This is a genomic window from Shewanella sp. 0m-8 (assembly GCF_052977265.1).
This window is the reverse complement of sequence record NZ_JBRIMB010000021.1, coordinates 20,998-45,445: the sequence shown is the minus strand read 5'-3', so window position 1 is coordinate 45,445 and position 24,448 is coordinate 20,998. Positions and strand designations below refer to the sequence as shown.

The following is a 24,448-nucleotide window of genomic DNA, read 5'->3' as shown; positions in this document are numbered from 1 at the left end:
AGAAGCTCCTTGATGAACTTGACTTAAATATTATAGGGTGAGGCTTTTCATAGCTGTGTCTACTATTGTTTTTCTTGCAAAGACAAGGTGCCTACGCTTGCCTCCTAATTGACGCCATAACACTGCGCTACGCATGGCAGACAGTAATAGGGCGCGAATTTTTTGTTGTGTTTGGGTACGTTTTAGGAACTCTGGATTACCAGAGATCTGGAGTTTGGGACCAAGCTCGCTAATGATGTCGCTATAAATGCCGGCAAAATTAGCAATTACTTGCTCGTCAGTGATCTCAAAGTGGCTAAGCTGACGATGAATTTGATTGATGCGCTCAGACAACATGCCCATGGTATTAGAAGAGCGAGTGAGTTTTCGCTCCAAAGCAAGAATACCGACTAAATAGCGAGTCACCTCGACATCTTTTTGCTTGGCGTCACCAAGTTGGCTAACGATAAGCTCGTAGCCTTTTCTCAGTGCAACTTTGTCGGCATAAACATCGCTAGTGGTTTCTGGGTTCGTCACCAAAACCGATTGCAGGCTAGCTGCTAGCGCGTCTTTATCTGAGTCACCGTGCCTTGCAATATACTGAACTTGTGCCACCGCCTGTAATATCCCAGCAAAGGCCATAGTGCGTTCAAACAGCTGATCACTCATTGATTAATCTCTTATTAGTGCGTCAATAATCCCGCCACCTAGGCAGATCTCGCCGTCATAGAAAACGGCAGATTGTCCTGGTGTCACAGCAGCAACTGGCTCATCGAAAATGACACGTAACACATCGTCACTATCATAGGTTACGCTGCAAGGCACATCTTGTTGGCGATAACGGGTCTTAACCGTGATTTTTGAGCCGTCAGCAGGGCCTTTTCTATCTACCCAGTGTAATTGATTAGCAATTAAGCCATTTGACATTAGGCGAGGGTGATGACCACCTTGACCAACAATTAGCACGTTACGCACAAGATCTTTTTCAACCACGTACCATGGGTCTTCGTTACTGTTTTTAAGACCGCCAATGCCTAAGCCTTTGCGCTGACCTAGCGTGTGATACATCAAACCTTGGTGGGTTCCGATGACTTCGCCTTCACTGGTTTCGATATTACCGGGTTGGGCTGGCAAGAAAGTTTGTAGGAAATCGGTAAATTTACGTTCACCGATAAAGCAGATCCCGGTACTGTCTTTCTTATCGTGAGTAATTAGCCCCATTTCTTTGGCTATTTCACGCACTTCGCTTTTCTCTAATTCGCCTACAGGGAATAGTGAGCGAGCAACCTGCTCATGGCCAAGTGTATATAGGAAGTAGCTTTGGTCTTTATTACCGTCAATACCACGTAACATCTGGCTGGTGCCATCAATATCACAGCGGCGCACATAGTGGCCCATTGCAATGTAATCGGCATCTAAAATTTCATCTGCAAATTCGAGGAAAGCTTTAAACTTAATCTCTTTATTACACATGATATCCGGATTCGGCGTACGGCCAGCTTTGTACTCGGCAAGGAAATACTCGAATACATTGTCCCAGTATTCAGACGCAAAGTTAACGGTGTGCAGTTTAATGCCTAGTTTGTCACAAACAGCTTGTGCATCTTTAAGATCGTCAGCTGCTGCGCAATATTCATCCGTGTCATCTTCTTCCCAGTTCTTCATGAACAGGCCTTCAACCTGATAGCCCTGTTTCATTAACAGGTAGGCTGAAACTGATGAGTCTACACCACCGGACATGCCGACGATGACTTTTTTACCAAGATGAGAGGGTTCGATTGACGTCATAAATCTTAAAAAAACCTTTGTGATTACTGAATATTGCTGCGAATCGGTGGCTCGATGAATGGGTTTTACAATCGAGTGACCGTGTTCAAACCGCGGCTTTCTGCGGGTGCATATTCTATCACGCATTATGAAGCTGGGCTATCTAGCAAGTATTTATCTTTGAAGCTTTATTGTCATCAGTGTCGAATATTCACCCATGATGATTAAAAAGAAGAATAACTTAACAGAATAAATGAGTATGAATGCTATTTTAGTTTGGCTTTAAAGTGTATTAGCCTTTAGAAATAGTCATCATTAATAATGCTGAGGTCGTAATTTTTACCTGCCAAGTAATCGCTAATCGATTTGATCACCAAAGGGCTTCTCAGCTGGTTTGATAAGGCTTTTATCTCAGCAAACGAATACCACTTAAGCCCTATAATGGCGGGATCTTCGGGTGTAGATAGCTTTACTTGGTCAAGTTTCAGGTGAAAGGTATAGCGAACAAATGCCAGCGAGTCACTGGCACTAAACTGATAGATCCCAACTAAACCTTGTGGTTGTATTCGTAAGCCGGTTTCCTCTTTAACTTCGCGGATACAGGCTGCAAGGATTGACTCATGGGGCTCTAAGTGACCGGCTGGTTGATTGTATTTGAGTTCACCCTCTATCAACTCTTCGACTAGCAGAAATTGCCCCTGAGCTTCGATAACACAAGCCACTGTGGTGTTAGGTTTATAGCGCTCTGTCATTGCCTGTTACTCACATTGCTGGTCACTCACATTGATAGTTATTTCATATCAAGTTGACGATATTCACCGTTTTGTAGGCCATCTAGACTCCATTGACCTATTTTATAGCGGATTAATCTTAACGTTGGAAAACCAATATGAGCAGTCATGCGTCTCACTTGACGATTACGGCCTTCGCATATCTGTATCTCTAACCAAGTCGTCGGAATATTCGCTCTTTCACGAATTGGCGGTGTACGCGGCCATATAGCAGGGTTATCCATGATGCAAATTTTAGCGGGTAATGTCATACCGTCTTTCAATTCAACACCTTGACGAAGCTTTTCAAGATCGCTCTCACCGGGGGCTCCTTCAACCTGAGCCCAATAGGTCTTATAGGTTTTCTTTTTAGGCTCGGTGATTTGCGATTGCAGCTTACCGTCATTGGTCAATAATAGTAGCCCTTCACTGTCTCTATCGAGTCTGCCAGCGGCATAAACGTCAGGCACTGGAATATAGTCTTTTAACGTTTTACGCCCTTGCTCATCGGTAAATTGGCAAAGAACATCAAATGGTTTGTTAAATAGTACGATCACTGGGTTGGCAACGGTTTTTGCTACTTGGGTGTTTGCATGTGGCTTCGCACGTGGCTTGGCATTAGATCTGCTATTGGGATTGCTGCCAACTTTACCATCGAGTTGAGAACGGTAAGTCGATTTATTCGCCGTTTTAGCGCTAAAGCCCGAAATGTGATTGTTATTTCGGCTATTGGTGGTCTTGGCTGACTTTTTTGAAAATGCTTGTGTCACGGCGGCGATACTTTTCATCTATGAAGGACTATTTAATCTATTGTACTGTTCATTCGCCAATAGTGGAATTTGAATATTGCGTGGAATGTTTTATGATGTCGACAATTAAAAAGTGTGATCCGCAACCAGTTAATCTTATTTGTGAGAGGTGTCGCGAATAAAGGTTCTGGCTTATCACACACAAGATCGCATAAATTATCGCTAACAATACAAAGTGATAGGGTAGGACTGCCACAGCTTTTCAATAGTAGAAATAGACAATAATTATTATAAAAATCTTAAAATTAAATCAATGTAGGACACAAAATGAACGATAAAACATCAACGATCATCTATACCGAAACGGACGAAGCCCCAGCTCTAGCGACATTATCTTTGTTACCACTTATCCAAAAGTTTACCCAAACTGCCGGCGTTGACGTAGAAACCCGTGATATTTCTCTTTCTGGTCGTGTGATTGCAAATTTCCCTGAAAACCTAACTGCAGAGCAGCGTATTAGTGACGCACTTGCTGAATTAGGCGAATTAGCAAAAAAACCAGAAGCTAACATTATCAAACTGCCTAACATTAGCGCATCGATTCCACAGCTTAAGGCTTGTATCCTTGAATTACAGAATAAAGGATATGACATCCCCAACTATCCTGATGAACCTACTAATGACGTAGAAAAAGAGATCCAATCTCGCTACGACAAAATAAAGGGCAGCGCAGTAAACCCAGTGTTGCGTGAAGGTAACTCAGATCGCCGTGCGCCAGGGTCTGTGAAGAAGTTTGCTCAGAAAAACCCGCATTCAATGGGCAAGTGGTTAGCGGACTCTAAGTCACACGTTGCACATATGAGCGAAGGTGATTTTTACGGCAGTGAAAAATCAGTAACCGTTGCCGATGCGGGGAGTGTATCCATTGTCTTGAATAAGGCTGATGGGTCTGAGCAAGTATTGCGCACTGCAATTGCTTTGCAAGCGGGTGAGGTGATTGACTCGGCTGTGATGAGCAAAAAAGCACTGGTTGATTTTTATGAACGCGAAACCAATCTCGCTAAAGAGCAGGATGTTTTATTGTCCTTGCACTTAAAAGCGACGATGATGAAAGTGTCTGATCCCATTCTATTTGGCCACGCGGTTAAAGTTTATTACAAAGACGTTTTCGCCAAACACGGTGAGTTATTTGAAGAGTTGGGTGTCGATGTTAATAATGGTTTGGGCGATGTCTACGCCAAAATAGCCACATTACCAAGCGATCAAAAAGCGGCAATCGAAGCTGATCTTGCAGAAGTTTATAGCCATCGTGCTGAGCTCGCCATGGTCGATTCAGATAGAGGGATCACCAACCTACATGTACCAAGTGATGTGATTATTGATGCGTCAATGCCTGCGGCTATTCGTACGTCTGGTCAAATGTGGGGGCCAGATGGCCAACTAAAAGACATGAAAGCAATGATCCCAGATCGTTGTTATGCCGGTGTTTATCAAGAAACTATCGATTTTTGTATTAATAATGGTGCGTTCAATCCAAGCACTATGGGTAGCGTGCCAAACGTTGGCCTTATGGCACAAAAAGCGGAAGAGTACGGTAGCCACGATAAGACATTTGAAATTGCAGCTGCAGGCACGATTAACATCGTTGACCAAAACGGCAAGGTGTTAATGTCACACGATGTTGAAGCGGGCGATATTTTCAGAATGTGTCAGGTGAAAGACGCACCCATCCGTGATTGGGTAAAACTTGCCGTTAATCGTTCACGTTTATCTGCAACGCCAGCGGTATTTTGGTTGGATGCTGCCCGCGCTCATGATGCTGAAATCATCAAGAAAGTGGAGCTTTACCTACAAGATCACGATACAAATGGCCTTGAGCTTCACATTATGTCACCGGTTGAAGCGACTCGTTTCACACTGGACCGCGTGAAAGCGGGTAAAGATACGATCTCGGTAACGGGTAACGTATTACGTGATTATCTGACTGACCTTTTCCCTATTCTTGAGCTAGGTACAAGCGCGAAAATGCTTTCAATCGTGCCACTCATGAATGGTGGTGGATTATTTGAGACTGGCGCGGGCGGTAGTGCACCTAAGCACGTCCAGCAGGTTGAGAAAGAAGGTCACCTGCGCTGGGACTCATTAGGCGAGTTCCTTGCACTAGCCGCGTCGCTAGAGCACCTAAGCCAAACTACGGATAATAGCAAAGCACAAGTGCTGGCAGATACGCTAGATATTGCAATCGGTCAATTCTTAGATTGCAATAAGTCGCCATCTCGCCGTGTGGGTGAGCTTGATAACCGAGGTAGCCATTTCTACTTAGCAATGTACTGGGCGCAGGCTCTTGCTGCACAAACTGCAGATCCTCAGTTACAAGCTGAATTTAGTGCTTTGGCAGAGTCGTTAACTAACAATGAAGCAAAGATTGTTAGCGAACTCAACAGTGTTCAAGGTCCGGCAGTTGATTTAGGCGGTTACTACCGTTTAGACGCGGCTAAAGCTGAAACAGCAATGCGACCTAGCGCAACGCTCAATAGCATTGTAGGCTAAAGCGCTTGATCAATGCTTAAACACAAAGGCCTGCATTCATGCAGGCCTTTTTATTTGAGAACTGTTTATTGAGAGACGGTTATTGACTAACGGCTATTGAGAAAGTTTAGGCAATAAAAAAGCAGAGTAGCTAACTACTCTGCTTTTTTGTTTCTCTCCAACTTAATACCAAGCTAAATAAGTATCTGAATACTTGCTTATCTAGATGCTTACCTAGATAGGTATTAGTTCGTTGGCGATATTGCTGACGCGTGCATACCTTTTGGACCTGCTTCTACTTCAAAACTGACTGGTTGGCCTGCTTTTAGAGTTCGATAGCCTTCCATTTCAATGGTAGAATAGTGTGCAAAAACATCTTCACCGCCAGCATCAGGGCATATAAACCCGAATCCTTTGGCGTTGTTGAACCATTTAACAGTTCCGCTTGCCATACTTCCACTTCCTTCTGTTGTTCACTTCCCAGTAAGATAGTAAAACTTATCAGCGGGGAAACTCCTCGCTTAATGAACAGAATGAAAGCTGGATAAGTGGTTGTCAAGATAAAGTTAACAAAAAAATAACATTTTTTAACAAGTCGTACCTGAGTATAATTTGATAGAATTTGTTCAACAAACAGACTGAGTTACATAATCGATTGGTACAAGCCAAGACTAGAGGCTAATATTGGGATATGAGTAGAACAGAAAACATTGAACATGTAGAAGAGAGTGTTGAAGCCGAATTTAAACAGCCTTCTATGTATAAAGTTGTTTTAAACAATGATGATTACACACCGATGGACTTTGTCATTGAGATTTTACAACTGTTTTTTAAGAAAGATGAGCAGCAAGCAACGGAAATCATGCTGGCAATTCATCATAAAGGCAAAGGGATCTGTGGAATTTACCCCTTTGGAATTGCAGAAACTAAGGTTGCGCAAGTAAATCAATTTGCAAGACAAAACCAACATCCGTTACTGTGTTCATTAGAGGAAGCCTAATTGGGTTCGCTCTGTTGTTAATTTTTTTAGGGGGTGCTTATGTTAAATAAAGATCTTGAAGTCACCTTAAACCTGGCTTTTCAACAAGCCAGAGATGCACGTCATGAATACATGACGGTAGAGCATCTATTGTTGGCGTTAATCGATAATCCTGCCGCACAAGAGGCGTTAGTTGCTTGCGGAGCAAATTTAGAAAAACTCAGGGATGAAGTGGCTAGCTTCATTCAACAAACGACTCCGATTATTTCCGATCCAGAAGACGAAAAAGAAACTCAACCAACGCTTGGTTTTCAACGTGTTTTACAAAGAGCGGTGTTTCATGTGCAGTCTTCAGGGCGCAATGAAGTCAATGGTGCCAACGTCTTAGTTGCCATTTTTAGTGAGCAAGAATCTCAAGCTGTTTACCTGCTGCGCACAGGCGATGTGACACGTTTAGATGTTGTTAATTTTATTTCTCATGGTTTTTCAAAAAACGATATCGATACCGACTCTGAACCTAATAGGAGCGAGGAGCAAACTGAGGCAGAAGAAGAGCGCAGTATCTTGTCACAGTTTACCGCTAACCTAAATGAATTAGCCAAGAGCGGCAGTATAGACCCACTTATTGGCCGCACAGAAGAGATTGAGCGTTCGATTCAAATTCTTTGCCGTCGCCGTAAGAATAACCCATTGCTTGTCGGTGAAGCGGGGGTGGGTAAAACGGCAATAGCCGAAGGCTTAGCTTATCGTATCGTCAAGCAAGAAGTACCTGAAGTGATGAGTCAGGCCACTGTCTATTCGCTCGACTTAGGTGCGCTGCTCGCGGGCACAAAATACCGCGGCGACTTTGAAAAACGCTTTAAAGGTTTGCTAAAAGAGCTGGCAAATGACGAACATGCGATATTGTTTATCGATGAGATCCACACCATTATTGGTGCAGGCTCCGCGTCAGGCGGCGTCATGGATGCCTCTAATTTGCTAAAGCCGTTGTTATCTGGCGGCAAGTTACGTTGCATGGGCTCAACAACGTTCCAAGAGTATCAAAGTATTTTTGAAAAAGATCGTGCCTTAGCCCGTCGATTCCAAAAAGTGGATATTAACGAGCCCTCGGTTGCTGAGACCACCAAGATTTTACAAGGTCTTAAGTCAAAGTACGAAGAGCACCATAATGTGCGTTACACCATGGCTGCGCTGAGTGTGGCGGCGAAATTGTCCGACAAGCACATCAATGATAGACATCTACCTGATAAGGCCATTGACGTGATTGATGAAGCGGGGGCGCGTATGGCGATGCAGCCAGCGAGCAAACGTAAAAAGACCATTGGTCAGTCAGAAATTGAATCGATTATCGCGAAGATGGCGCGGATCCCTGAGAAGTCCGTATCGAGCTCTGACAAGGATATGCTTAAAAACCTTGAGCGTAACCTTAAGATGGTCGTGTTTGGTCAAGATATGGCGATTGAAGGGCTTAGCTCTGCGATTCGCTTGTCTCGAAGTGGACTCAGTGGCGAAAACAAACCAGTGGGTAGCTTTTTGTTTGCAGGCCCTACTGGTGTGGGTAAGACCGAGGTGACCAGCCAGTTAGCCAAGTGCTTAAGCCTTAATCTCGTTCGTTTCGATATGTCTGAATACATGGAAAGTCATACGGTATCGCGTCTAATTGGTGCGCCGCCAGGTTATGTTGGTTATGACCAAGGTGGATTACTCACTGATGCTGTGATTAAAAACCCGCACTGCGTAGTGCTTCTCGATGAGATTGAAAAAGCTCACCCAGATGTTTACAACTTACTATTGCAGGTAATGGATCACGGTACCTTGACTGACAATAATGGTCGCAAGGCTGATTTTAGACACGTCACCCTAGTGATGACCACCAATGCGGGTGTACAAGAAACCATCCGTAAGTCTATAGGCTTTAAGCAGCAGGATCATACTCAGGATGCGTTATCGGAAATCAATAAGGTGTTTTCACCTGAATTCCGTAACCGTTTAGATTCAATTATCTGGTTTAACCACTTAGATATGACGGTGATTGCGAAAGTGGTTGATAAGTTCTTAGTTGAATTGCAAGCGCAGCTCGATGATAAGTCAGTGACACTCGAAGTGAGTGATGAAGCTCGAACATTACTGGCTGAGAAAGGCTATGACAAGTCCATGGGCGCGCGTCCAATGGCCAGAGTCGTGACTGAACTGATTAAGCGACCATTAGCCGATGAAATCTTATTTGGTGAACTTGAGAAGGGCGGTATTGCTCGGGTTGACACTAAGGGAGATGAGATAGTTATCACCACTGAATCGTTAGAGAAAGTGACGCATTAACCTTGGTTTATACCAATCAGTATAAGCTAGGGTATTGAATGTACCTTGTATGAGTCAGTAACCCGTTTACTGGCTCCATGCACGAGCATAATGAACAGGTTCATTGCACCATCAATCAATGCAGTGTATCGAGTCATTATGATGATAGGGGGGGGATTATAGCTGTAGTTCAGATCCAACTATTGATACTAAAAACGACACAAAAAATCGAACACAGAAATAGAAGACAACAAAAAGCCGGCGCGAGCCGGCTTTTTTATAATTTACGTTACATAGGCTAATAACTTAGCGTGCACGGAAGACGATGCGTCCTTTGCTCAAATCGTAAGGTGTTAACTGAACCGTTACCTTGTCACCCGTAAGAATACGGATGTAGTTTTTACGCATTTTTCCTGAAATGTGTGCCGTTACGACATGACCATTTTCAAGTTCTACACGAAACATTGTATTTGGCAAGGTTTCAAGGATTGTGCCTTGCATTTCAATGTTGTCTTCTTTCGCCATTAATCAGTTATCCTGTTAGCCTTCAAATAATAAAACGGGCATATCATGCCGCAAATTAACCCAACTGTAAAGCAATGGTTGAGTATATACGCTATCTGTAGCTTCGTTATGGTTTAATTCACTGGTTTTTGATTGTTATCTCGGTAACCCATCCAGAATGAGTTAAGATCTGGTGTGGTCTGTAATCGCGTTTGTAGTTCATTTTTCTCGATTCATCAATTTGATAGCCTAGATATAGAAACTGCTTTTTCATCATTTTTGCAATTTCAGTTTGCAGCAAAATAAGTAGACTTCCTAATGAACGTTTATGGTGCTCGGGAGCAAAGTAGCTATATATGGCAGATAAACTGTGTGGCAGCACGTCGGTCACGGCTACGCCGATTAATTCATCGCCTTGCCTTAGCTCGATAAATAACGGTTGCATCCAAGTCGCGGTGGCAAAACTATCGTATTGCTCTGGGGTCGCTGGAAACATTGGGCCGTCGTGATGGCGAGTATTAACGTAGCGTTCGTACAATTGATATTGCTGCTTAGTTTTATGGTTAACAATCTTCCAGCTTAAATCTTGGTTATTTTTTAATGTTCTCTTTTGTCTTTTAGAAATTGTAAACTCATTAATGGGCAATCTAATGGGTAAACAGGCACTACATTGAGGGCATTGGGGTTTATAGATCATGCTGCCGCTACGACGAAAACCAAGCGCCAACAGTTGCTCGAATAAGTTAGCGTCAATAACATCTTCTTGCAATACCATTAATTGCTCTTGCTGATTGTCTAAGTAGCTACAAGCAAAGGGCTTTGTTCTGCCCACCGTGACGGGTCTAGATTTAGAGTTCAATAGATACCTCGGCCTTACTCCAGCTATCAATGCTCACTTCGCCATCTCTTAAGTGGGTTAATAGCCTAAGAAAATCATCGCGCCTAATCGACTTCGCACCAAGGCTATCTAGATGAGGGTTTACCACCTGTGCATCGATTAGTTTAAAACCGCAGCGCTGTAAATGCTGCTGTAATACGATCATAGCAGCTTTAGAGGCATTCGTTACACGATGAAACATCGACTCGCCGCAAAATACTTGCCCAATAGCCAAGCCATAAAGCCCACCAATAAGCTGTTTATCTTGCCAAACTTCCAGAGAATGGGCATGACCTTGTTGATGTAAAGACAGATAGGCTTGTTGGATTTCAGTTGAGATCCAGGTGCCATCTTGTCCTGCTCTGGGCTCAGCACAACCAGCGGTAACCGCCTCAAAGTGATGGTTTATGGTATAGGTCCACTGTTGTTTTTTAAGGTACTTGACTAGGCTACGGCTAATTTTCATATTGCCAGGTACAAATACCGCACGGGGATCTGGCGACCACCATAGAATAGGATCATCTAGATTAAACCAAGGAAAAATCCCGTTATAATAAGCGGTTAGTAAACGTTCTGGGTGTAAGTCACCACCAACCGCTAATAAGCCATTAGGATCGCTTAATGCTTGCTCGGGCGGCGGAAAACCTTGTTGATCATGATTTAAATAGGACAGTGAGTTCACAATTGAGTAAGATTAATAAATATACTTACCCTTAAAGTTAGCGGAAAAAGTCCTATGTTGAAACCTCATCTTATTGTTTTCACGGTTATCTGTTTAATTTTTGGTATGCAGACCGCAATTGCCGCACCATATGATCGCAATCAAGCGGTTCCAGTTGAAAAGGTGGAGTTTGGACAAGTGGTTTCTGTGCGTAATATTACGCAAAAGCAGCTGGTTGAAGATAGAAACACCGGTTGGAAGACATTTGGCGGCGCGTTGATAGGTGGGGTGATAGGTCATCAGTTTGGTGGCGGCTCTGGTCAAGATGTTGCCACGGTTCTGGGCGCATTACTGGGTGCTGGAGTTGGTAATCGCTACGGAGATAGCTCTTACTATGAAGAATTACGCTTAGTAGAGATGATGATTACTTTAGAGTCTGGCGAGCAGGTCATGGTGATCCAAGACTTAGATCCAGGAATGATATTCAGTGTGAACGATGATGTGAGAGTCGTTTACTTGCAAGGCTATGTTCGGGTCGATCAGCAGATGTAGTGCTGGAATCACTTTTTTCGAAAGTACTTTCCTCAAAGTATTTTTCCGAAAGTATGATGTCCCAAGGCACTCGCCTCACCAACAATCAACTATCGATTTTTTCTGTGCACAGGGGCAAGTTAAGCTTCTATCTATCCATTAGGCTCGAAGTGTGGCTAAAGCGAATGCCGACCACATGGGTATAGAGTTTTGTATCGTTGGTATATAGCACCTATGTCGCTCTTAATGTAGCCCTGTAGTTTTTAAATCAGTATGCGCAAGAACAATAGCACTTTTAAACTAACTTCGATTTACATGATTACTCGATTCTATTTTCGTTTATCTAAGTTCTCGATTTAGCGAGAGCGAATGCTCAAATTGAAGATTATTTTCGCCGCCTGAACCTGGAAAAACGACTCTAACTTGTCACTTAAATTGCAGCTCAATGGCATTCATTTCTTCTTTCAACAGGTGCAGCAACGTCAGCAGTCAGAATCAATATCTCCTCCGAAAAAGCCTGATGAGCAGCCACTCTGAACATCGATTTCGTCGATAAAGCTCGCTATGTTATTGCTCCATTATGACTGGCTATAGTGTTTAATTCTTATCCATGATGACTTTTTTTACTTGTCGGCGTAACTCTTGGTGAGCTTTGTTATTGATGTTTACTCGGTGGTAAAGCAATTCAAATTTTGCTTTGGATAACTTTACTGGGCAAGGAAAAAAGTCTAACCCTAAAGGCGCAGCGTATTTGGCGATTCTTGTGGTAGTCAGGCCTAGCGCTTGGCTATTTGCAACATAAGTGAGTTGGGTCATCATTGTACTGGCTGTAAATACGATATTTCTAGGTTTAGGGTTATCGGCAAGCAAGGTAAAGGTATCAATATCTTGGCGGCGAGCTTTAATTGCGACATGTTGCTCAGCATAGTATTCATCCACTGTCATGTCAGCTTTGATTCGCGGGTGGCCCTTGGCTACGGCAATTAACATGGGTTCTTCATACAAAAACTCGCTGATAATACTAGCATCATTGGTTGTCACCAGATCCACCACTAAATCGACTTTACGCCTTCGTAAATCATCAAGCAGTTGTGATTGGCTATCTGGGGAGGCAAGAATATTAATATTCGAACCAACTAAATCAAAAGCAAACTGCTCTTGTACATAGATTTTATGGCCTATTTCATATAGGGCTTCACGAACTAAGTGTTCCGCTGGTTCTAGCTTTGTCATCATGTAGTTAGCGTGTGCAGTGGCTTCAATTGAGCGTCCTTTGCGAATAAACAAAACTGTATTTAAGTTTTGTTCTAAATGCTTTATGCGCTGAGATACCGCTGCTTGGCTTATATTTAACTCGTTAGCTGCTTTGGTGTAAGAAAGGTGTTTGTAAACCTTAGTAAAGGTGCCTAGTAAGTTTAAATCCATGAATTACTGTCCACTTAGTATTTATTTAATATTTAGTTAACCTGCTATTAACACTTATTGTGTATTGTGGCATGCTGGTGAGTCATTTTTTAGATATAAGTATGGCTTATGAGTAATACAATTGTGAACTCATGTTTTTAACTATTCTTCCTGATTATCATGGATCCATTAATTGGGTAATGAAGTTCGCCTTTATGACGCAATTAGTCCCGTTAATTGTGTTGCTTCATTGAACTACTTCTTAAGCACCCTAGCGTTTATTATTAACTAATAAAAAGGTCATTTATGAACAAATCAATCATCGCAGTAGCAGTCATTGCTAGTTTGTCTAATGTATTAACTGCGAATGCAACGAGTCATTCTCACCAACATGAAGATGGACACCAATGTGAATTAGAGCATTTTACCCCAGCACAGTTAAGAGACATGGATGGTAAGCCTGCCACACTTGCTACCATAGAAGCTAATAAGCAGGTGGCAAAAACATTAAATTATGCAGATACCAAGGTATTTGAAGATAATAATCGTGGCTTGATTGCGGTACTTGATACTGCGACTGGTGAAGTGATACGCAACAAGTTCAGCACTTTTATTGATGTTACCCCTAAAGCGGCCAAAGCATATCCTGACAGTGTTAACCCATCACTTTGGCGTCAAGCTGTTGCTAATCAGGCTGCAAATGGTTTGTACGAAGTGGTTCCGGGGCAAGTTTATCAGGTGCGAGGTGTTGATTTAGCATCTGCTACATTTATTCGCGGTAAAACGGGCTGGATTGTTTATGACGTCTTAACGACTAAAGAGTCAATGGCTGCGGCACTTAACTTTTTCTTATCCGAAGTCCCTGAGGGGGGAGATTTAAAGGTCGTTGCCATGCTTTACTCACATTCTCACGGTGATCACTTTGGTGGTTCACGCGCAGTATTGGAGCACAACCCTGATGTTAAAGTTTATGGTTCTCGAAATATTACTAAAGAAATCGTTGATGAGAACGTATTAGCAGGCAACGCCATGTCAAGACGAGTCACCTATCAATACGGTAACTCACTAGGACGCAATGCTCATGGTATTGTCGATGCTGCACTTGCAAAAGGGGTCGCTAACGGTGAGTTGTCTTATGTACTTCCCGATAAAGAAATGAACTGGGACAGTGAGTATGAGGTGCATTCAATTGATGGTGTTGAAATGCACTTTTTAGATGCTTCTGGTACTGAGGCCGCATCTGAAATGGTGACATTTATCCCTTCTTTGAAGTCTATTTGGACAGGCGAATTAACTTATCAAGGTATGCATAATATTTATACATTACGTGGTGCCAAGGTTCGTGATTCACTTAAATGGTCTAAGAAAATCAATGAGATGATACAATTGTGGGGCCATGAGGCAGAGCATTTGTTTGGCTCTCACTCTGCACCGATTTGGGACAAAGATAATATAAATGAATATTTAAAAATGCAACGTGATGCTTATGGTTTCACACATAACCAAACATTACGTTTAGCTAATAATGGTATGGTTATGCAAGATCTTGGTGATGCTATTTACCAAGTTATGCCTGAATCTATTCAGCAGTCTTGGCATACCAACGGTTACCATGGTAGTTACAGTCACAATGCCCGTGCAGTATATAATATGTACCTTGGCTATTTTGATATGAATCCATCCAATTTAAACCCTTTACCCGTAGATGCTGAGGCACTTAAATTTGTTGAATATATGGGTGGGTGTGATGTCGTAACAGAAAAAGCAAAAGCGGACTTTGTTAAAGGAGAATATCGTTTTGTTGCGACTGCCATGGACAAAGTTGTGAATGTCTGTCCTGACAATCGTTCTGCACGTAGTTTACTCGCCGACACATATGAGCAGTTAGGCTATCAAGCTGAAAGTGCTGGCTGGCGAAATGTTTACCTAACGGGTGCACAAGAAACCAGAGTTGGCATTCAGCCAGGTTCAATAAAAGCGGCCAGTAATGATGTGTTGTCCAATATGGGGATTGATAACCTACTCGATTTTATTGCTGTAAAAGTAGATTCCACAGTGGCGCAACATACGCCGTTTACGTTTAATATTGATGTGACAGATACAAAAGAGTTCTACGTTACTGAAATGGCAAATGGCAAATGGTAATTTTAATAATTTTGAATGGTCAAAATATGCCAGTGAATTATCAAATGTGGAGAAGCCAAAGGCGGATGCAACATTACGTATTACTCGCCAAGATGTGGCAAAAATACTGATGGGCGCAGTAAGCATTAATGATTTACTAAAATCAGGTAAAGCTGAATTTATTGGTGACCAATCAGTACTCACCAAGCTAAAATCCGCTCAAGTTGATTTTGATGAGAAGTTCGAAATCGTCCCACAGCCAACTGCAGAGCAGGCTGTAGACAGTGAACTTTATATTAAGTAACTGCTAACTAATTAGTTGCTTAATTGAATAAAGCAGCTCTTCGTTAGTCATACCGATCATTTAGTCTATAAATGATCGGTTGACGAAGAGTTAAACTTGGAGCCATCCTTAACGTTTTAGCCACCTCTGTTCAAAATCAAATTGCCCCTTGCTTTGTATCAAAAATGCTAATCACACCACGAAACGCGCCGCTTTGAAGAAGATCACCTAGGTAAAGATCAAGATTACCAATGGTAAGGCTATTGCCTTTCTTTGTGGGTTAGGTGTTTCTTGCGACGAGCCGCTTGTGTTCTAAAACGAGCTGTATTTACTTAAACTTATATTTGTTACTTATATTTGTTAGTTAGCTACATATCTACTTACTAGCAATATGTTCTAGCCGAACGCAAAGCTCTCACCACTGTCAAGCCAAGTTGGGTATTTACCCATAACCGCACTAAATTCATCACTTTCTATATGGGCCTTTAGCCAGCGCTGCACATTCAGGTAATCGCTATTACCAAACCAGCTTTTATCTACGCTAGCGAATTGGCGAATAAACGGGAAAATAGCGTAATCGGCAATTGACACTTGATTACCCATAAGCTGCGGATGCTTTGACAAGATACTTTCAAGCTGCGCGATATACTGCTCGCCTTGCTGTCGATAATATTGCTTGCTGTGCTCTGGGTGCCTATCGGCATACTTGTATTTATCTAGCCAAGGTTTAAAACTGTGGTCATTACTATGGATCAGCGCTTTAGCGATTTCTTGTTTTTGCGGATCATTGCACTGCAATAAATTGTGCGGATCATTCTTCATCAGTGCCCAGCACATGATCTCTAGGCTCTCATCAATCACAGCACCGTCTTGTAGGATCAGCACTGGCACAGTGCCTTTGGGGGAGGCTGCTAACATAGGCTCTGGTTTATGTTTTAGCACTATTTCTCTGAGACTAACATGTTGGCCTGATAAGAAAATGCCGAGTCTGGCGCGCATGGCGTAAGGGCAGCGTCTGAAGGAGTAGAGTGTGGGCAGAGGCATATTTTGGTCTTAAATAATTGTGCTATGCCGCTATTTTCAACGCTTATTTGTTAAATAACAATCATTAATATTAATTATAATGCTAATGAATAGGGCTTTATTTGTTTGTTTTCCGGTAAGTTAAGCATGACTTACCTTCATTCAACCCTTCATTCCATTTTTCACTCAAGCTAAGTAACCCTACTTTTTATCCCTGTTTGTGCTGGTGTGATCCGTGTAGAATTCGCGGATAATTTTGCGTGGTAGCTCATGTTTTGCTGCCGATAATAGATGCACTGAAGGTTAAGCTTCAGCTAGCAGTAAAAGGATGAATATGTCAAAAGTAGTTGTTTGTGCCCTGTATAAGTTTGTGACCTTGGCTGAGTTTGAGAAGTTACAAAGCCCGTTATTGAAGGTGATGGAAGAGTCGGAAATTAAAGGCACATTACTGTTAGCACAAGAAGGGATTAATGGCACGGTTGCGGGATCACAAACCGCTATCGATAATTTATTGGCTTGGTTAGCGAGCCAGCCAGGTTTAGACAATATTGTTTATAAACTCTCTTTTGACCCAGTGATGCCATTTTACCGCACTAAAGTAAAACTTAAGAAAGAGATCGTTACCATGGGCGTAGAAGGCGTTGATCCTAATAAAGTAGTCGGCACCTATGTTAAACCAAAAGACTGGAACCAGTTGATTTCAGATCCTGACGTCTTGCTTGTCGATACCCGCAATGATTACGAAGTTCAGATTGGCACCTTTAAAAATGCCGTCGATCCCAAAACAGAAACTTTTCGTGAATTCCCTGAGTACGTGAAGCAAAACCTCGATCCAGTAAAGCACAAGAAGGTGGCTATGTTTTGTACAGGAGGCATTCGCTGCGAAAAATCGACCGCGTACTTAAAAGAGCAGGGCTTTGATGAGGTCTATCATCTTGAAGGCGGGATCTTAAAATACCTTGAAGAGGTCAAGCAAGAAGAAAGCTTATGGCAAGGTGAGTGTTTTGTATTTGATAACCGCGTAGCGGTAAACCATAGCCTTGAAAAAGGACAATACGATCAATGTAATGCTTGTCGTATGCCTATCACTTCTGAAGAGATGGCTTTGGATAGTTTTGTTCAAGGAGTAAGCTGCTTGCATTGTATCGATAAGGTCAGTGATAAGCAGCGTCAGCGATTTATGGAGCGAGAGCGCCAAGTGCAGCTATCTAAGCTGCGCGGTGAAGCACATATTGGTAGTGATGTCAGTCAGGTGATTGAACGTCGTCGAACTCACAAAGAGCGGCTTAAAAAAGCACAAAATGAAAAGAGCGCATAGGGTTTAAAATCAAGCCTGCTAGCTTAAAGATGAGCTAAATTTACAGACATATTAACAGGCAGCCTTTGGCTGCTTTTTTTATTTATCAAAGACACTTTTTCCCTGAGCCTGACTGTGCTATTTTGCACGGCTTTTTTACGCTTTAAAGGATAAGGGAATGTTTGTAGGTTTTGACTACGGTAGTGCTAACTGTGCGATTGGTGTTATTGAAGACGGTGATGTGCGTTTGGTACCCTTATCTGGTGACTCTAAGTATTTGAGCTCAACGCTTTACGCGATGGATAGGGAACTCATTGCTGAGGCAGTGTTAAAGCAATTACCTCAAGCAGAACAGGCTGAGTATACTCGTTTACGTTCGGCGCAATTAAGCCGCGCCGCAGCTGCCCGTCGAGAGTTGGATCTGTTGCCTAACGAACAAGCGGTGTTTGTCGGTGAGCAAGCGATCGACGCTTATTTAGATATGCCTGATGAAGGCTTTTATGTGCGTTCGCCTAAATCATTTCTTGGCGCAACAGGACTAAGAGAGAGCCAAATTGCGCTGTTTGAAGATATCGTCACCTTGATGATGATGCATATTAAAACTCAAGCGGAAAAGAATTTAGGTACGAAAGTCATTACTCATGCTGTGATTGGTCGTCCTGTTAACTTTCAGGGGATAGGTGGCGAGCAGAGTAATCAACAGGCTGAAGCGATATTATCGTTAGCGGCAAAACGCGCAGGATTTATCGACGTTGATTTTCTGTTTGAGCCACTAGCGGCAGGGATGGATTATGAAGCGTCACTTGATGAAAACTTAACCGTGCTGGTGGTTGACGTTGGTGGCGGTACGACTGATTGCTCTATGGTGAAAATGGGACCTAATCATATTGATAACCGTGACCGTAGCGCAGATTTTTTAGGTCATAGTGGCCAGCGTATTGGTGGTAATGATTTAGATATTGCGCTTTCTATGGCGTCATTTATGCCGCATTTAGGGCTTGGAAGCTTAATGGTAAATAAGCTACCAGTGCCAAGTAAACCTTTTTGGAATGCAGTGGCAGTAAATGATATCAGTGCGCAGCGAGACTTTAGTGCTTTGGCCTCTAAAAAGCTAATCGAAGACTTGATTAAAGAGGCCCAAAACCCACAGCTTATTCAGCGTCTGCTAAAAGTTCAAAAAGACCAATTAGGTTATAAATTAGTACGCAGCGCCGAACAAAGTAAGATAGCGTTATCAAGCAGCGATAGCGTCGATACGCCACTTGAATATATTGCTAACGGATTACATGCTAGGGTGAGTGAAGCTGATTTTGAAACTGCGATAACGATACCGTTATCAAAGGTCGAAGCCTTGATGCGGGAAGCACTTGAGCAATCAGGGGTGATGCCAGACCGTATTTATGTGACTGGCGGCACCGCGAGAAGCCCGGCTATTTACCAACGCATTTCGGGCTTATTCCCTGAGATCCCAATTGTGGTAGGGGATCACTTTGGTAGTGTGACTGCAGGACTGACTCGCTGGGCACAAAGGGTATTTGCTTAACGGGCAATGAAAAATAGCGCGACTCAGCGCTATTTCGTTTACTGTTAGCGCTGACTATTGGCGTTTAGATTGACACAAATAGTATTACATCAGTCACAATGACTCATTGATTGACTCAATCGCTAAAGGAAATGGATATGAAGGGCTTAACTAAAGGGCTGTTAATTAGCTTGGGACTGTCACTGAGCGTAACACTTGGTCTAAGTGGTTGTGGCGATGATGTGGGTAAGGTGAGTTTAGGTTTATTTACCACCAAAGATGTGATTATTGATGCTAGGCACGACCCTAAAATCCCTGGTGTGACGTGTCATGTTAGCCGTATTGAGGCCGATTTAAGCCTGGCGGACCCATCGGATATGAGTATTTCTTGTCGTCAAACAGGGCCGATCACCGCTGCTGAAATTGCCAGTATCGATAAGAGTAAAAACGGTGAAGTGGTGTTTAAAGAATCATTAAGCATCTTATTTAAATCGCTAAAAGTACGCCGTATTTATGATGCAAAGAACCAAACATTACTGTATTTGTCTTACTCAACCAAAGAGACCAATGGTAGCCACAAGCATGCGCTCTCAACCGTGCCACTTTATGGCACACAAGCGTGGGTCCCTGGTGGAGCAGTGATTAACAACTGATCTGCTTGCGGCTCAGTTTTACTCTTCACTACTCACTATTAAACAATGAGGCGAAATGGGCAAAATATATGGGTTGGATAAATGGGCTAGATAAGAGTGCTTGATAAGTGAGTTAAGTCAATCAGCCTTAGCACACGAAAACAGTACAAGCACACAATCCATCTACACAATCTAAGTGCATCATATAAGCACTATAAAGGCGGATCATATCCGCCTTTATGCTTTGAGCGAAGCAATAAATTGGCTGCTAGCTTGTAAAGCTGGGCTTAATCGTTAATAAGCGCAATAACACTACCAGCGACTGAGTCATAGAGGATTTTTATATCGGCTTGTTGGCGGCTCTTAGTATCGCCAAGGGTGCGCAGTACATAAGTGCACTGTGTTTGACCATCGGGATTGCTAGCTGCTTGATGACGATAGGCCTGAAAGTCACTGCTATTGTCTATGCTAGATAACGAAACACTGGCTGGATCTTGTTGTAGGATATTCCATAAATCAACACAGCCTTGCTCACCTTGGCCGATATTTTTTGGTTGTCCCATCGGGTTACCTTTACCAATACCAAGGGGATAACCAAAGCTGTTCATATCAAGCTCCCCTCCGGCAAAGTCAGGTAGATCGTTCAACGCACCAACTCCTGCGATAAGCTGCCATTTAGTGTGGGAGAAGGTAACTGATTGCTGCAATGCAGCGGCAACGGCCTTGACCCGAGCTATTTCAGCATCACGCTTAAAGTCTACATATTTAGCCGCAGCGATAACTGCTAATATGCCAAGCACAATAATCACGATAACAAGTTCGATGAGGGTAAAGCCTTTTGAGGCGGTGGCGCGCTGCATTAAAAAGATTCTCTAGGTTTGGTCATTTACGCTGTTAATAATAAAGCATTTAACCTAATAGCTAAAACAAAGAATCTTTTTCTGTGACAAATGCAAACAAGCCGACAACATGGCCGGCTTGTTTTGCTAAAAGCTAAATAGAGTTCGCTTAGGTGTTTAATACTCGATTATAGCGTTCAAACGCGGCCTCAAGATCGGCAATGAGATCATCGACGTTCTCTAAGCCGATATGCAATCTAATGAGTGGCTTACTGCTATCCCACTTTGTTGCAGTGCGCAGTTTATCGATGCCAAATACGCCTAAAATTAAGCTTTCAAAACCGCCCCAAGAAAAGCCCATTTTAAAGTGCTGCATATTTTCAACAAATGCGGTAACAGACCTAACATCACCTTGTTTTAATACAAACGAAAACAGTCCGTTTGAGGCGCTAAAGTCGCGTTTAAAAAACTCATGGCCCGGACATGACTCAAAAGCGGGGTGACGCAGGTGATCCACTTCAGGGCGGGTTGCAAGCCAGTTAGCCACTTTTAATGCATTTTGTTCATGCTGGGCTAAGCGAATACCTAAGGTTCTTAGGCCTCGGCTAGCAAGATATACATCATCTGGTGAGGTACATTGGCCTAGAAGGTAACTATTTTCTCGTAGCTGTTCCCAGTGTTTGTCGTTCGCGGTAGCAGTGCCCATCATCACATCTGAGTGGCCAACAATATACTTTGTCGCCGCTTGAATCGAAATATCGACCCCCATCTCAAATGGTCGCGAGTTTATTGGTGATGCCCAGGTATTATCGAGCATCACCACGATATCGTGCTGGTGGGCGATACGGCTCAGAGTGGGGACATCTTGTATTTCCATGGTGATTGAACCGGGAGATTCTAAGAACAGCACCTTAGTATTAGTCTGTATTAAGGCTTCTATGCCATCACCAATCATAGGGTCGTAATAAGTGGTTTCGATGCCGTAACCGGCAAGCAGCTTATTACATAGATCACGAGTGGGCTCATAGGCGCTATCGACCATAAGCAGGTGATCGCCCGCTTTTAAAAATGACAGCAGGCTATTGCTAATGGCGGCGCTTCCTGATGGATATAGTGCTGTGCCTACTCCGCCTTCAAGTTCTGCAATCGCCGCTTGAAACGCAAAATGAGTAGGGCCACCACGACGGCCATAGAACATTGCGCCATTAGCCTTATTTTTTGCAGCAAAACGCATATCTTCCATAGTATCGAACACCATAGTCGATGCGCGGTAAACAGGCGGGTTTATCACCCCTTGGGTCCATTTTTTATCTCGGCCTAGACTGATTATCTGCGTTTCTTTTTTCATCGGGCGAATTCCATCAGTTTAAATATCGATATCATTTTAGCCATCTTAACATCTAAACGGCTAAAATAAAGTGTCATTATTTTCAGTATAAACTTTCAGTCACTATTTTCTCTGTCGTCATAATTGGGATAGTTACAACTGCTTTAAAGACTTTCTTTGCTTATTGGTAGCTTAATCGTGATCTTAACGCCGCTGATATTCCCGGCCTTATCTTGGGTATTACTGGCGTTAATTTTACCGTCATGGAATTGGCAAATAAGTCTCGCAATATATAGGCCTAAACCTAGATGCGGTTTATCTTGCGCTTTTTGTGCTCTCACAGACACCATAGACTCAAAAATCTGCTCGGCCATATTATCCGGTAGTGCGGGGCCTTGGTTACTGACGCTCAGCTCGGCATATTTATGCTTGAGTGTCAGCGCAACATTAATTGGGCTATCAGGATGACTAAACTCTAAGGCGTTAGCGATAAGTTTATCCATCAGCTGAGCGATATACTCCGGCACTCCTAACATCGCAATACTGTCCTGGGTAATATCGAGCTCAAATGCTTGTTGGGGATAGGTCATTTGATAGCCTTGCATACAGCCATTGATGACTTTTTCGAGCGGAAAAATAGTCGTTTCGGCATGAGATAAGCTCTCTTCTAAACGAGTGGCTTCGCTCATGTTGTTTAAGATCATATTGAGACGGTTAACGCCTTCTTGTGCCCGGTCAACATATTTGCGGCTATCAGGGCTAAGCTGTTGTAAACCAAGATGCTCAAGCGACGAGCGCACCACGGCGACAGGGGTGCGCAGTTCGTGAGATAAACGCGAAGACATATTCTCTAAATAATGAGTGTATTGGCTCAATCGGCTAACGATACTGGCAAAACTTCGTGATAGATCGCCGATCTCATCGCGAACTTTAGAACCCTGAATCTCATTTTTTATTCGCCCTTGGCTGTCGATCGCTTGCTCAGCTTCATCGCGTAGTTTTCGAATACGGCTTGAGATGTTTGAAGCAAAGAAAAATAGCGCTAAGGTGCCCATACTCATGATGGTTAAAATCACATTAAACAGCTTCTCTAAGGCTTTGTTGCGCAGGGTTCGAATACCATGAGTGGTTTCTTCGGCAATCACTACCCCCATGACTTTATCATCAATCCAAATAGGACTAGCAGCAGCGAGCACAACCGCTTTGCTGTCGGGAGTTAAGCGCCAGGTGGAACCTTGCTCGCCGCTTAAGGCTTTAGAGATATGACTGCCTTGCAACACTGTTGAGTCTTGCAGTGAATCAATAAAGTCTTTGGCTGGCGTGGTTAAGATTTTGTAGTAAAGCGGGTGCAAGTATTTATGTTTAAACTGCGTCCAGCCGGAGTTGTCATCGTTATCGATATTAGTCCGTGACCAGACGCTGTTATCTGAACGAATATCGCCCGATTTTGCTAAAACGCGACCATGTTTATCGACCACCCAGATCCGCGAACTATTATGGCTCATGCCTTTAATAATACTTTCGATTTCAGGTGAGGGGACAAGTACGGTCCCCAACTTGCTTACATCATCAATTGCAGAGGTGCCAACGATGGCATCTAATACGCGGCTTTTTTTATCGTTTAAGTCATAAACGGCAAAGCCCAGTTTACTGCCAACCATATTAAGCGGGATCCTAAGCTCGACATTGTAACCTTGCTTACTCTTGGTCCACTTTCCTTGAATTTTAACTTCAGGCGTTACAGGGGTAGACAGGTTGGGATCTTCTGGCAGTTCGAAGGCACTTATCCAACCATCTTGTGTGGTGGCGACAATATAGCGTCGAAATTTGCCATCCGGTGCGAGTGTCGCGATGGCGATATGATCGTTATTGTCTATGCTAAGGCTATTTTTTCCACGGTAGATCACGTGTGGATCGCGAACTTCGAAAAAGGCGTACAGGTAGCCGGCATATTTACCCACCATATGGGTAAAGCTGAGGTTTAACGGCTGGCCTTCGTCACGTTTATAAACCTGATAATCAGCCGCGTAATTAAGTGCACGATGGCGGTAGCTACTCCAATCTGACAATTTACCGTCTAGTTGAATAGGCCCTGAAAGTGGATAAGCGTATAGATCGCGCCCTTTTTCAACCTGTGTTAAAAAGCTCGCTTGGCTATCAAATAGCTTAGGTCTTTCGTGCAGAGCGGTTGCCAGTGCTTGAGTGGTGCCTTCTAAGGTTTTTTCTTGGCCGTGACGCAGATATTTCTCCATCTCCCACACGTACTGATAACCTAGCCACGGCAGGCAGAGTAAGAATAAAGACAATACTGCGACTTTACTTCGCAGCCCTATTGGCAAATTAAACATGGCGT

The 24,448-nt window shown here is 43.1% G+C and carries 20 protein-coding genes and 1 pseudogene; 8 read left to right on the top strand and 13 right to left on the bottom strand.

Annotated features, from left to right (window positions below):
• Positions 1–30: 30 nt before the first annotated feature.
• From hflD to ACVBIO_RS11810, 4 genes are all read right to left on the bottom strand, one after another.
• Positions 31–648, bottom strand: a complete 618-nt coding sequence (gene hflD / locus ACVBIO_RS11825) for a high frequency lysogenization protein HflD (RefSeq protein WP_447159992.1) — start codon at positions 646–648, stop codon at positions 31–33.
• 3 nt (positions 649–651) lie between these two features.
• Positions 652–1,767 (bottom strand): tRNA 2-thiouridine(34) synthase MnmA, encoded by a 1,116-nt coding sequence (gene mnmA, locus ACVBIO_RS11820; RefSeq protein ID WP_447172689.1) that lies wholly within the window; start codon positions 1,765–1,767, stop codon positions 652–654.
• A 278-nt stretch (positions 1,768–2,045) separates the two neighbouring features.
• A complete protein-coding gene (locus tag ACVBIO_RS11815) occupies positions 2,046–2,498 on the bottom strand; it encodes an NUDIX hydrolase (protein ID WP_447159990.1) in 453 nt (150 codons plus the stop codon).
• Between the two features lie 38 nt (positions 2,499–2,536).
• Positions 2,537–3,304 (bottom strand): rRNA large subunit pseudouridine synthase E, encoded by a 768-nt coding sequence (locus tag ACVBIO_RS11810; protein ID WP_447164219.1) that lies wholly within the window; start codon positions 3,302–3,304, stop codon positions 2,537–2,539.
• 288 nt (positions 3,305–3,592) lie between these two features.
• Here ACVBIO_RS11810 and ACVBIO_RS11805 point away from each other — a divergent pair, with 288 nt between their 5' ends.
• Complete coding sequence (locus tag ACVBIO_RS11805; RefSeq protein WP_447172688.1) at positions 3,593–5,815, top strand: NADP-dependent isocitrate dehydrogenase; 2,223 nt, start codon at positions 3,593–3,595, stop codon at positions 5,813–5,815.
• A gap of 224 nt (positions 5,816–6,039) precedes the next feature.
• Here ACVBIO_RS11805 and cspD read toward each other — a convergent pair whose 3' ends face one another.
• Positions 6,040–6,246 carry a cold shock domain-containing protein CspD gene (gene cspD, locus ACVBIO_RS11800; protein WP_012155761.1) on the bottom strand — a complete coding sequence of 69 codons (207 nt, stop codon included), beginning with the start codon at positions 6,244–6,246 and terminating at the stop codon, positions 6,040–6,042.
• Positions 6,247–6,485: 239 nt separating this feature from the next.
• Between cspD and clpS the strand changes: the two genes are divergently transcribed.
• Positions 6,486–6,794 (top strand): ATP-dependent Clp protease adapter ClpS, encoded by a 309-nt coding sequence (clpS, locus tag ACVBIO_RS11795; RefSeq protein ID WP_447159987.1) that lies wholly within the window; start codon positions 6,486–6,488, stop codon positions 6,792–6,794.
• Between the two features lie 39 nt (positions 6,795–6,833).
• Positions 6,834–9,092 (top strand): ATP-dependent Clp protease ATP-binding subunit ClpA, encoded by a 2,259-nt coding sequence (clpA, locus tag ACVBIO_RS11790; protein ID WP_447164221.1) that lies wholly within the window; start codon positions 6,834–6,836, stop codon positions 9,090–9,092.
• Between the two features lie 285 nt (positions 9,093–9,377).
• Here the strand turns inward: clpA and infA are convergent, their stop codons facing one another.
• The 3 genes from infA to aat form a co-directional block, all read right to left on the bottom strand.
• A complete protein-coding gene (infA, locus tag ACVBIO_RS11785; protein WP_026959988.1) occupies positions 9,378–9,596 on the bottom strand; it encodes a translation initiation factor IF-1 in 219 nt (72 codons plus the stop codon).
• 118 nt (positions 9,597–9,714) lie between these two features.
• On the bottom strand, positions 9,715–10,434 hold the full coding sequence (locus tag ACVBIO_RS11780) for an arginyltransferase (protein ID WP_447159985.1): 720 nt from the start codon (positions 10,432–10,434) through the stop codon (positions 9,715–9,717).
• Entirely contained in the window at positions 10,424–11,134 is a 711-nt protein-coding gene (aat, locus tag ACVBIO_RS11775) for a leucyl/phenylalanyl-tRNA--protein transferase (RefSeq protein WP_447172687.1), read from the bottom strand. The genes ACVBIO_RS11780 and aat overlap by 11 nt, the downstream gene beginning before the upstream one ends.
• Before the next feature lie 54 nt (positions 11,135–11,188).
• Here aat and ACVBIO_RS11770 point away from each other — a divergent pair, with 54 nt between their 5' ends.
• A complete protein-coding gene (locus ACVBIO_RS11770) occupies positions 11,189–11,665 on the top strand; it encodes a glycine zipper 2TM domain-containing protein (RefSeq protein WP_447159983.1) in 477 nt (158 codons plus the stop codon).
• A gap of 576 nt (positions 11,666–12,241) precedes the next feature.
• Here ACVBIO_RS11770 and ACVBIO_RS11765 read toward each other — a convergent pair.
• Positions 12,242–13,069 carry a LysR family transcriptional regulator gene (locus ACVBIO_RS11765; RefSeq protein ID WP_447159982.1) on the bottom strand — a complete coding sequence of 276 codons (828 nt, stop codon included), beginning with the start codon at positions 13,067–13,069 and terminating at the stop codon, positions 12,242–12,244.
• Between the two features lie 285 nt (positions 13,070–13,354).
• Between ACVBIO_RS11765 and ACVBIO_RS11760 the strand changes: the two are divergent.
• Positions 13,355–15,476, top strand: a pseudogene (locus ACVBIO_RS11760) (alkyl/aryl-sulfatase).
• Positions 15,477–15,851: 375 nt separating this feature from the next.
• Here ACVBIO_RS11760 and ACVBIO_RS11755 read toward each other — a convergent pair.
• Positions 15,852–16,499 (bottom strand): glutathione S-transferase, encoded by a 648-nt coding sequence (locus ACVBIO_RS11755; RefSeq protein ID WP_447172686.1) that lies wholly within the window; start codon positions 16,497–16,499, stop codon positions 15,852–15,854.
• A 313-nt stretch (positions 16,500–16,812) separates the two neighbouring features.
• Here ACVBIO_RS11755 and trhO point away from each other — a divergent pair, with 313 nt between their 5' ends.
• The 3 genes from trhO to ACVBIO_RS11740 all read left to right on the top strand — a co-directional run bounded on the left by trhO (position 16,813) and on the right by ACVBIO_RS11740 (position 19,950).
• A complete protein-coding gene (gene trhO / locus ACVBIO_RS11750) occupies positions 16,813–17,796 on the top strand; it encodes an oxygen-dependent tRNA uridine(34) hydroxylase TrhO (RefSeq protein WP_447172685.1) in 984 nt (327 codons plus the stop codon).
• 157 nt (positions 17,797–17,953) lie between these two features.
• A complete protein-coding gene (gene yegD, locus ACVBIO_RS11745; protein WP_447159978.1) occupies positions 17,954–19,318 on the top strand; it encodes a molecular chaperone in 1,365 nt (454 codons plus the stop codon).
• 137 nt (positions 19,319–19,455) lie between these two features.
• A complete protein-coding gene (locus tag ACVBIO_RS11740) occupies positions 19,456–19,950 on the top strand; it encodes a CreA family protein (protein WP_447172684.1) in 495 nt (164 codons plus the stop codon).
• A gap of 266 nt (positions 19,951–20,216) precedes the next feature.
• Here the strand turns inward: ACVBIO_RS11740 and ACVBIO_RS11735 are convergent, their stop codons facing one another.
• From ACVBIO_RS11735 to pdsS, 3 genes are all read right to left on the bottom strand, one after another.
• A complete protein-coding gene (locus ACVBIO_RS11735; protein ID WP_447159976.1) occupies positions 20,217–20,789 on the bottom strand; it encodes a type IV pilin protein in 573 nt (190 codons plus the stop codon).
• A gap of 148 nt (positions 20,790–20,937) precedes the next feature.
• Positions 20,938–22,116: a cystathionine beta-lyase gene (locus tag ACVBIO_RS11730; RefSeq protein ID WP_447172683.1), complete on the bottom strand. Its 1,179-nt coding sequence runs from the start codon at positions 22,114–22,116 to the stop codon at positions 20,938–20,940.
• A 143-nt stretch (positions 22,117–22,259) separates the two neighbouring features.
• Positions 22,260–24,443 carry a proteobacterial dedicated sortase system histidine kinase gene (pdsS, locus tag ACVBIO_RS11725; RefSeq protein ID WP_447172697.1) on the bottom strand — a complete coding sequence of 728 codons (2,184 nt, stop codon included), beginning with the start codon at positions 24,441–24,443 and terminating at the stop codon, positions 22,260–22,262.
• Positions 24,444–24,448: the final 5 nt, after the last annotated feature.

Excerpts from the sequence above, each read along its gene's own strand:
- ACVBIO_RS11755 (WP_447172686.1), bottom strand. The coding sequence starts at position 16,499 with ATGCCTCTGCCCACACTCTACTCCTTCAGACGCTGCCCTTACGCCATG.
- trhO (WP_447172685.1), top strand. The coding sequence starts at position 16,813 with ATGTCAAAAGTAGTTGTTTGTGCCCTGTATAAGTTTGTGACCTTGGCT.
- clpS (WP_447159987.1), top strand. The coding sequence starts at position 6,486 with ATGAGTAGAACAGAAAACATTGAACATGTAGAAGAGAGTGTTGAAGCC.
- mnmA (WP_447172689.1), bottom strand. The coding sequence starts at position 1,767 with ATGACGTCAATCGAACCCTCTCATCTTGGTAAAAAAGTCATCGTCGGC.
- ACVBIO_RS11810 (WP_447164219.1), bottom strand. The coding sequence starts at position 3,304 with ATGAAAAGTATCGCCGCCGTGACACAAGCATTTTCAAAAAAGTCAGCC.
- ACVBIO_RS11815 (WP_447159990.1), bottom strand. The coding sequence starts at position 2,498 with ATGACAGAGCGCTATAAACCTAACACCACAGTGGCTTGTGTTATCGAA.
- ACVBIO_RS11765 (WP_447159982.1), bottom strand. The coding sequence starts at position 13,069 with ATGGATTTAAACTTACTAGGCACCTTTACTAAGGTTTACAAACACCTT.
- ACVBIO_RS11770 (WP_447159983.1), top strand. The coding sequence starts at position 11,189 with ATGTTGAAACCTCATCTTATTGTTTTCACGGTTATCTGTTTAATTTTT.
- cspD (WP_012155761.1), bottom strand. The coding sequence starts at position 6,246 with ATGGCAAGCGGAACTGTTAAATGGTTCAACAACGCCAAAGGATTCGGG.
- ACVBIO_RS11730 (WP_447172683.1), bottom strand. The coding sequence starts at position 22,116 with ATGAAAAAAGAAACGCAGATAATCAGTCTAGGCCGAGATAAAAAATGG.
- yegD (WP_447159978.1), top strand. The coding sequence starts at position 17,954 with ATGTTTGTAGGTTTTGACTACGGTAGTGCTAACTGTGCGATTGGTGTT.
- infA (WP_026959988.1), bottom strand. The coding sequence starts at position 9,596 with ATGGCGAAAGAAGACAACATTGAAATGCAAGGCACAATCCTTGAAACC.
- hflD (WP_447159992.1), bottom strand. The coding sequence starts at position 648 with ATGAGTGATCAGCTGTTTGAACGCACTATGGCCTTTGCTGGGATATTA.
- clpA (WP_447164221.1), top strand. The coding sequence starts at position 6,834 with ATGTTAAATAAAGATCTTGAAGTCACCTTAAACCTGGCTTTTCAACAA.
- ACVBIO_RS11805 (WP_447172688.1), top strand. The coding sequence starts at position 3,593 with ATGAACGATAAAACATCAACGATCATCTATACCGAAACGGACGAAGCC.
- pdsS (WP_447172697.1), bottom strand. The coding sequence starts at position 24,443 with ATGTTTAATTTGCCAATAGGGCTGCGAAGTAAAGTCGCAGTATTGTCT.
- ACVBIO_RS11740 (WP_447172684.1), top strand. The coding sequence starts at position 19,456 with ATGAAGGGCTTAACTAAAGGGCTGTTAATTAGCTTGGGACTGTCACTG.
- ACVBIO_RS11735 (WP_447159976.1), bottom strand. The coding sequence starts at position 20,789 with ATGCAGCGCGCCACCGCCTCAAAAGGCTTTACCCTCATCGAACTTGTT.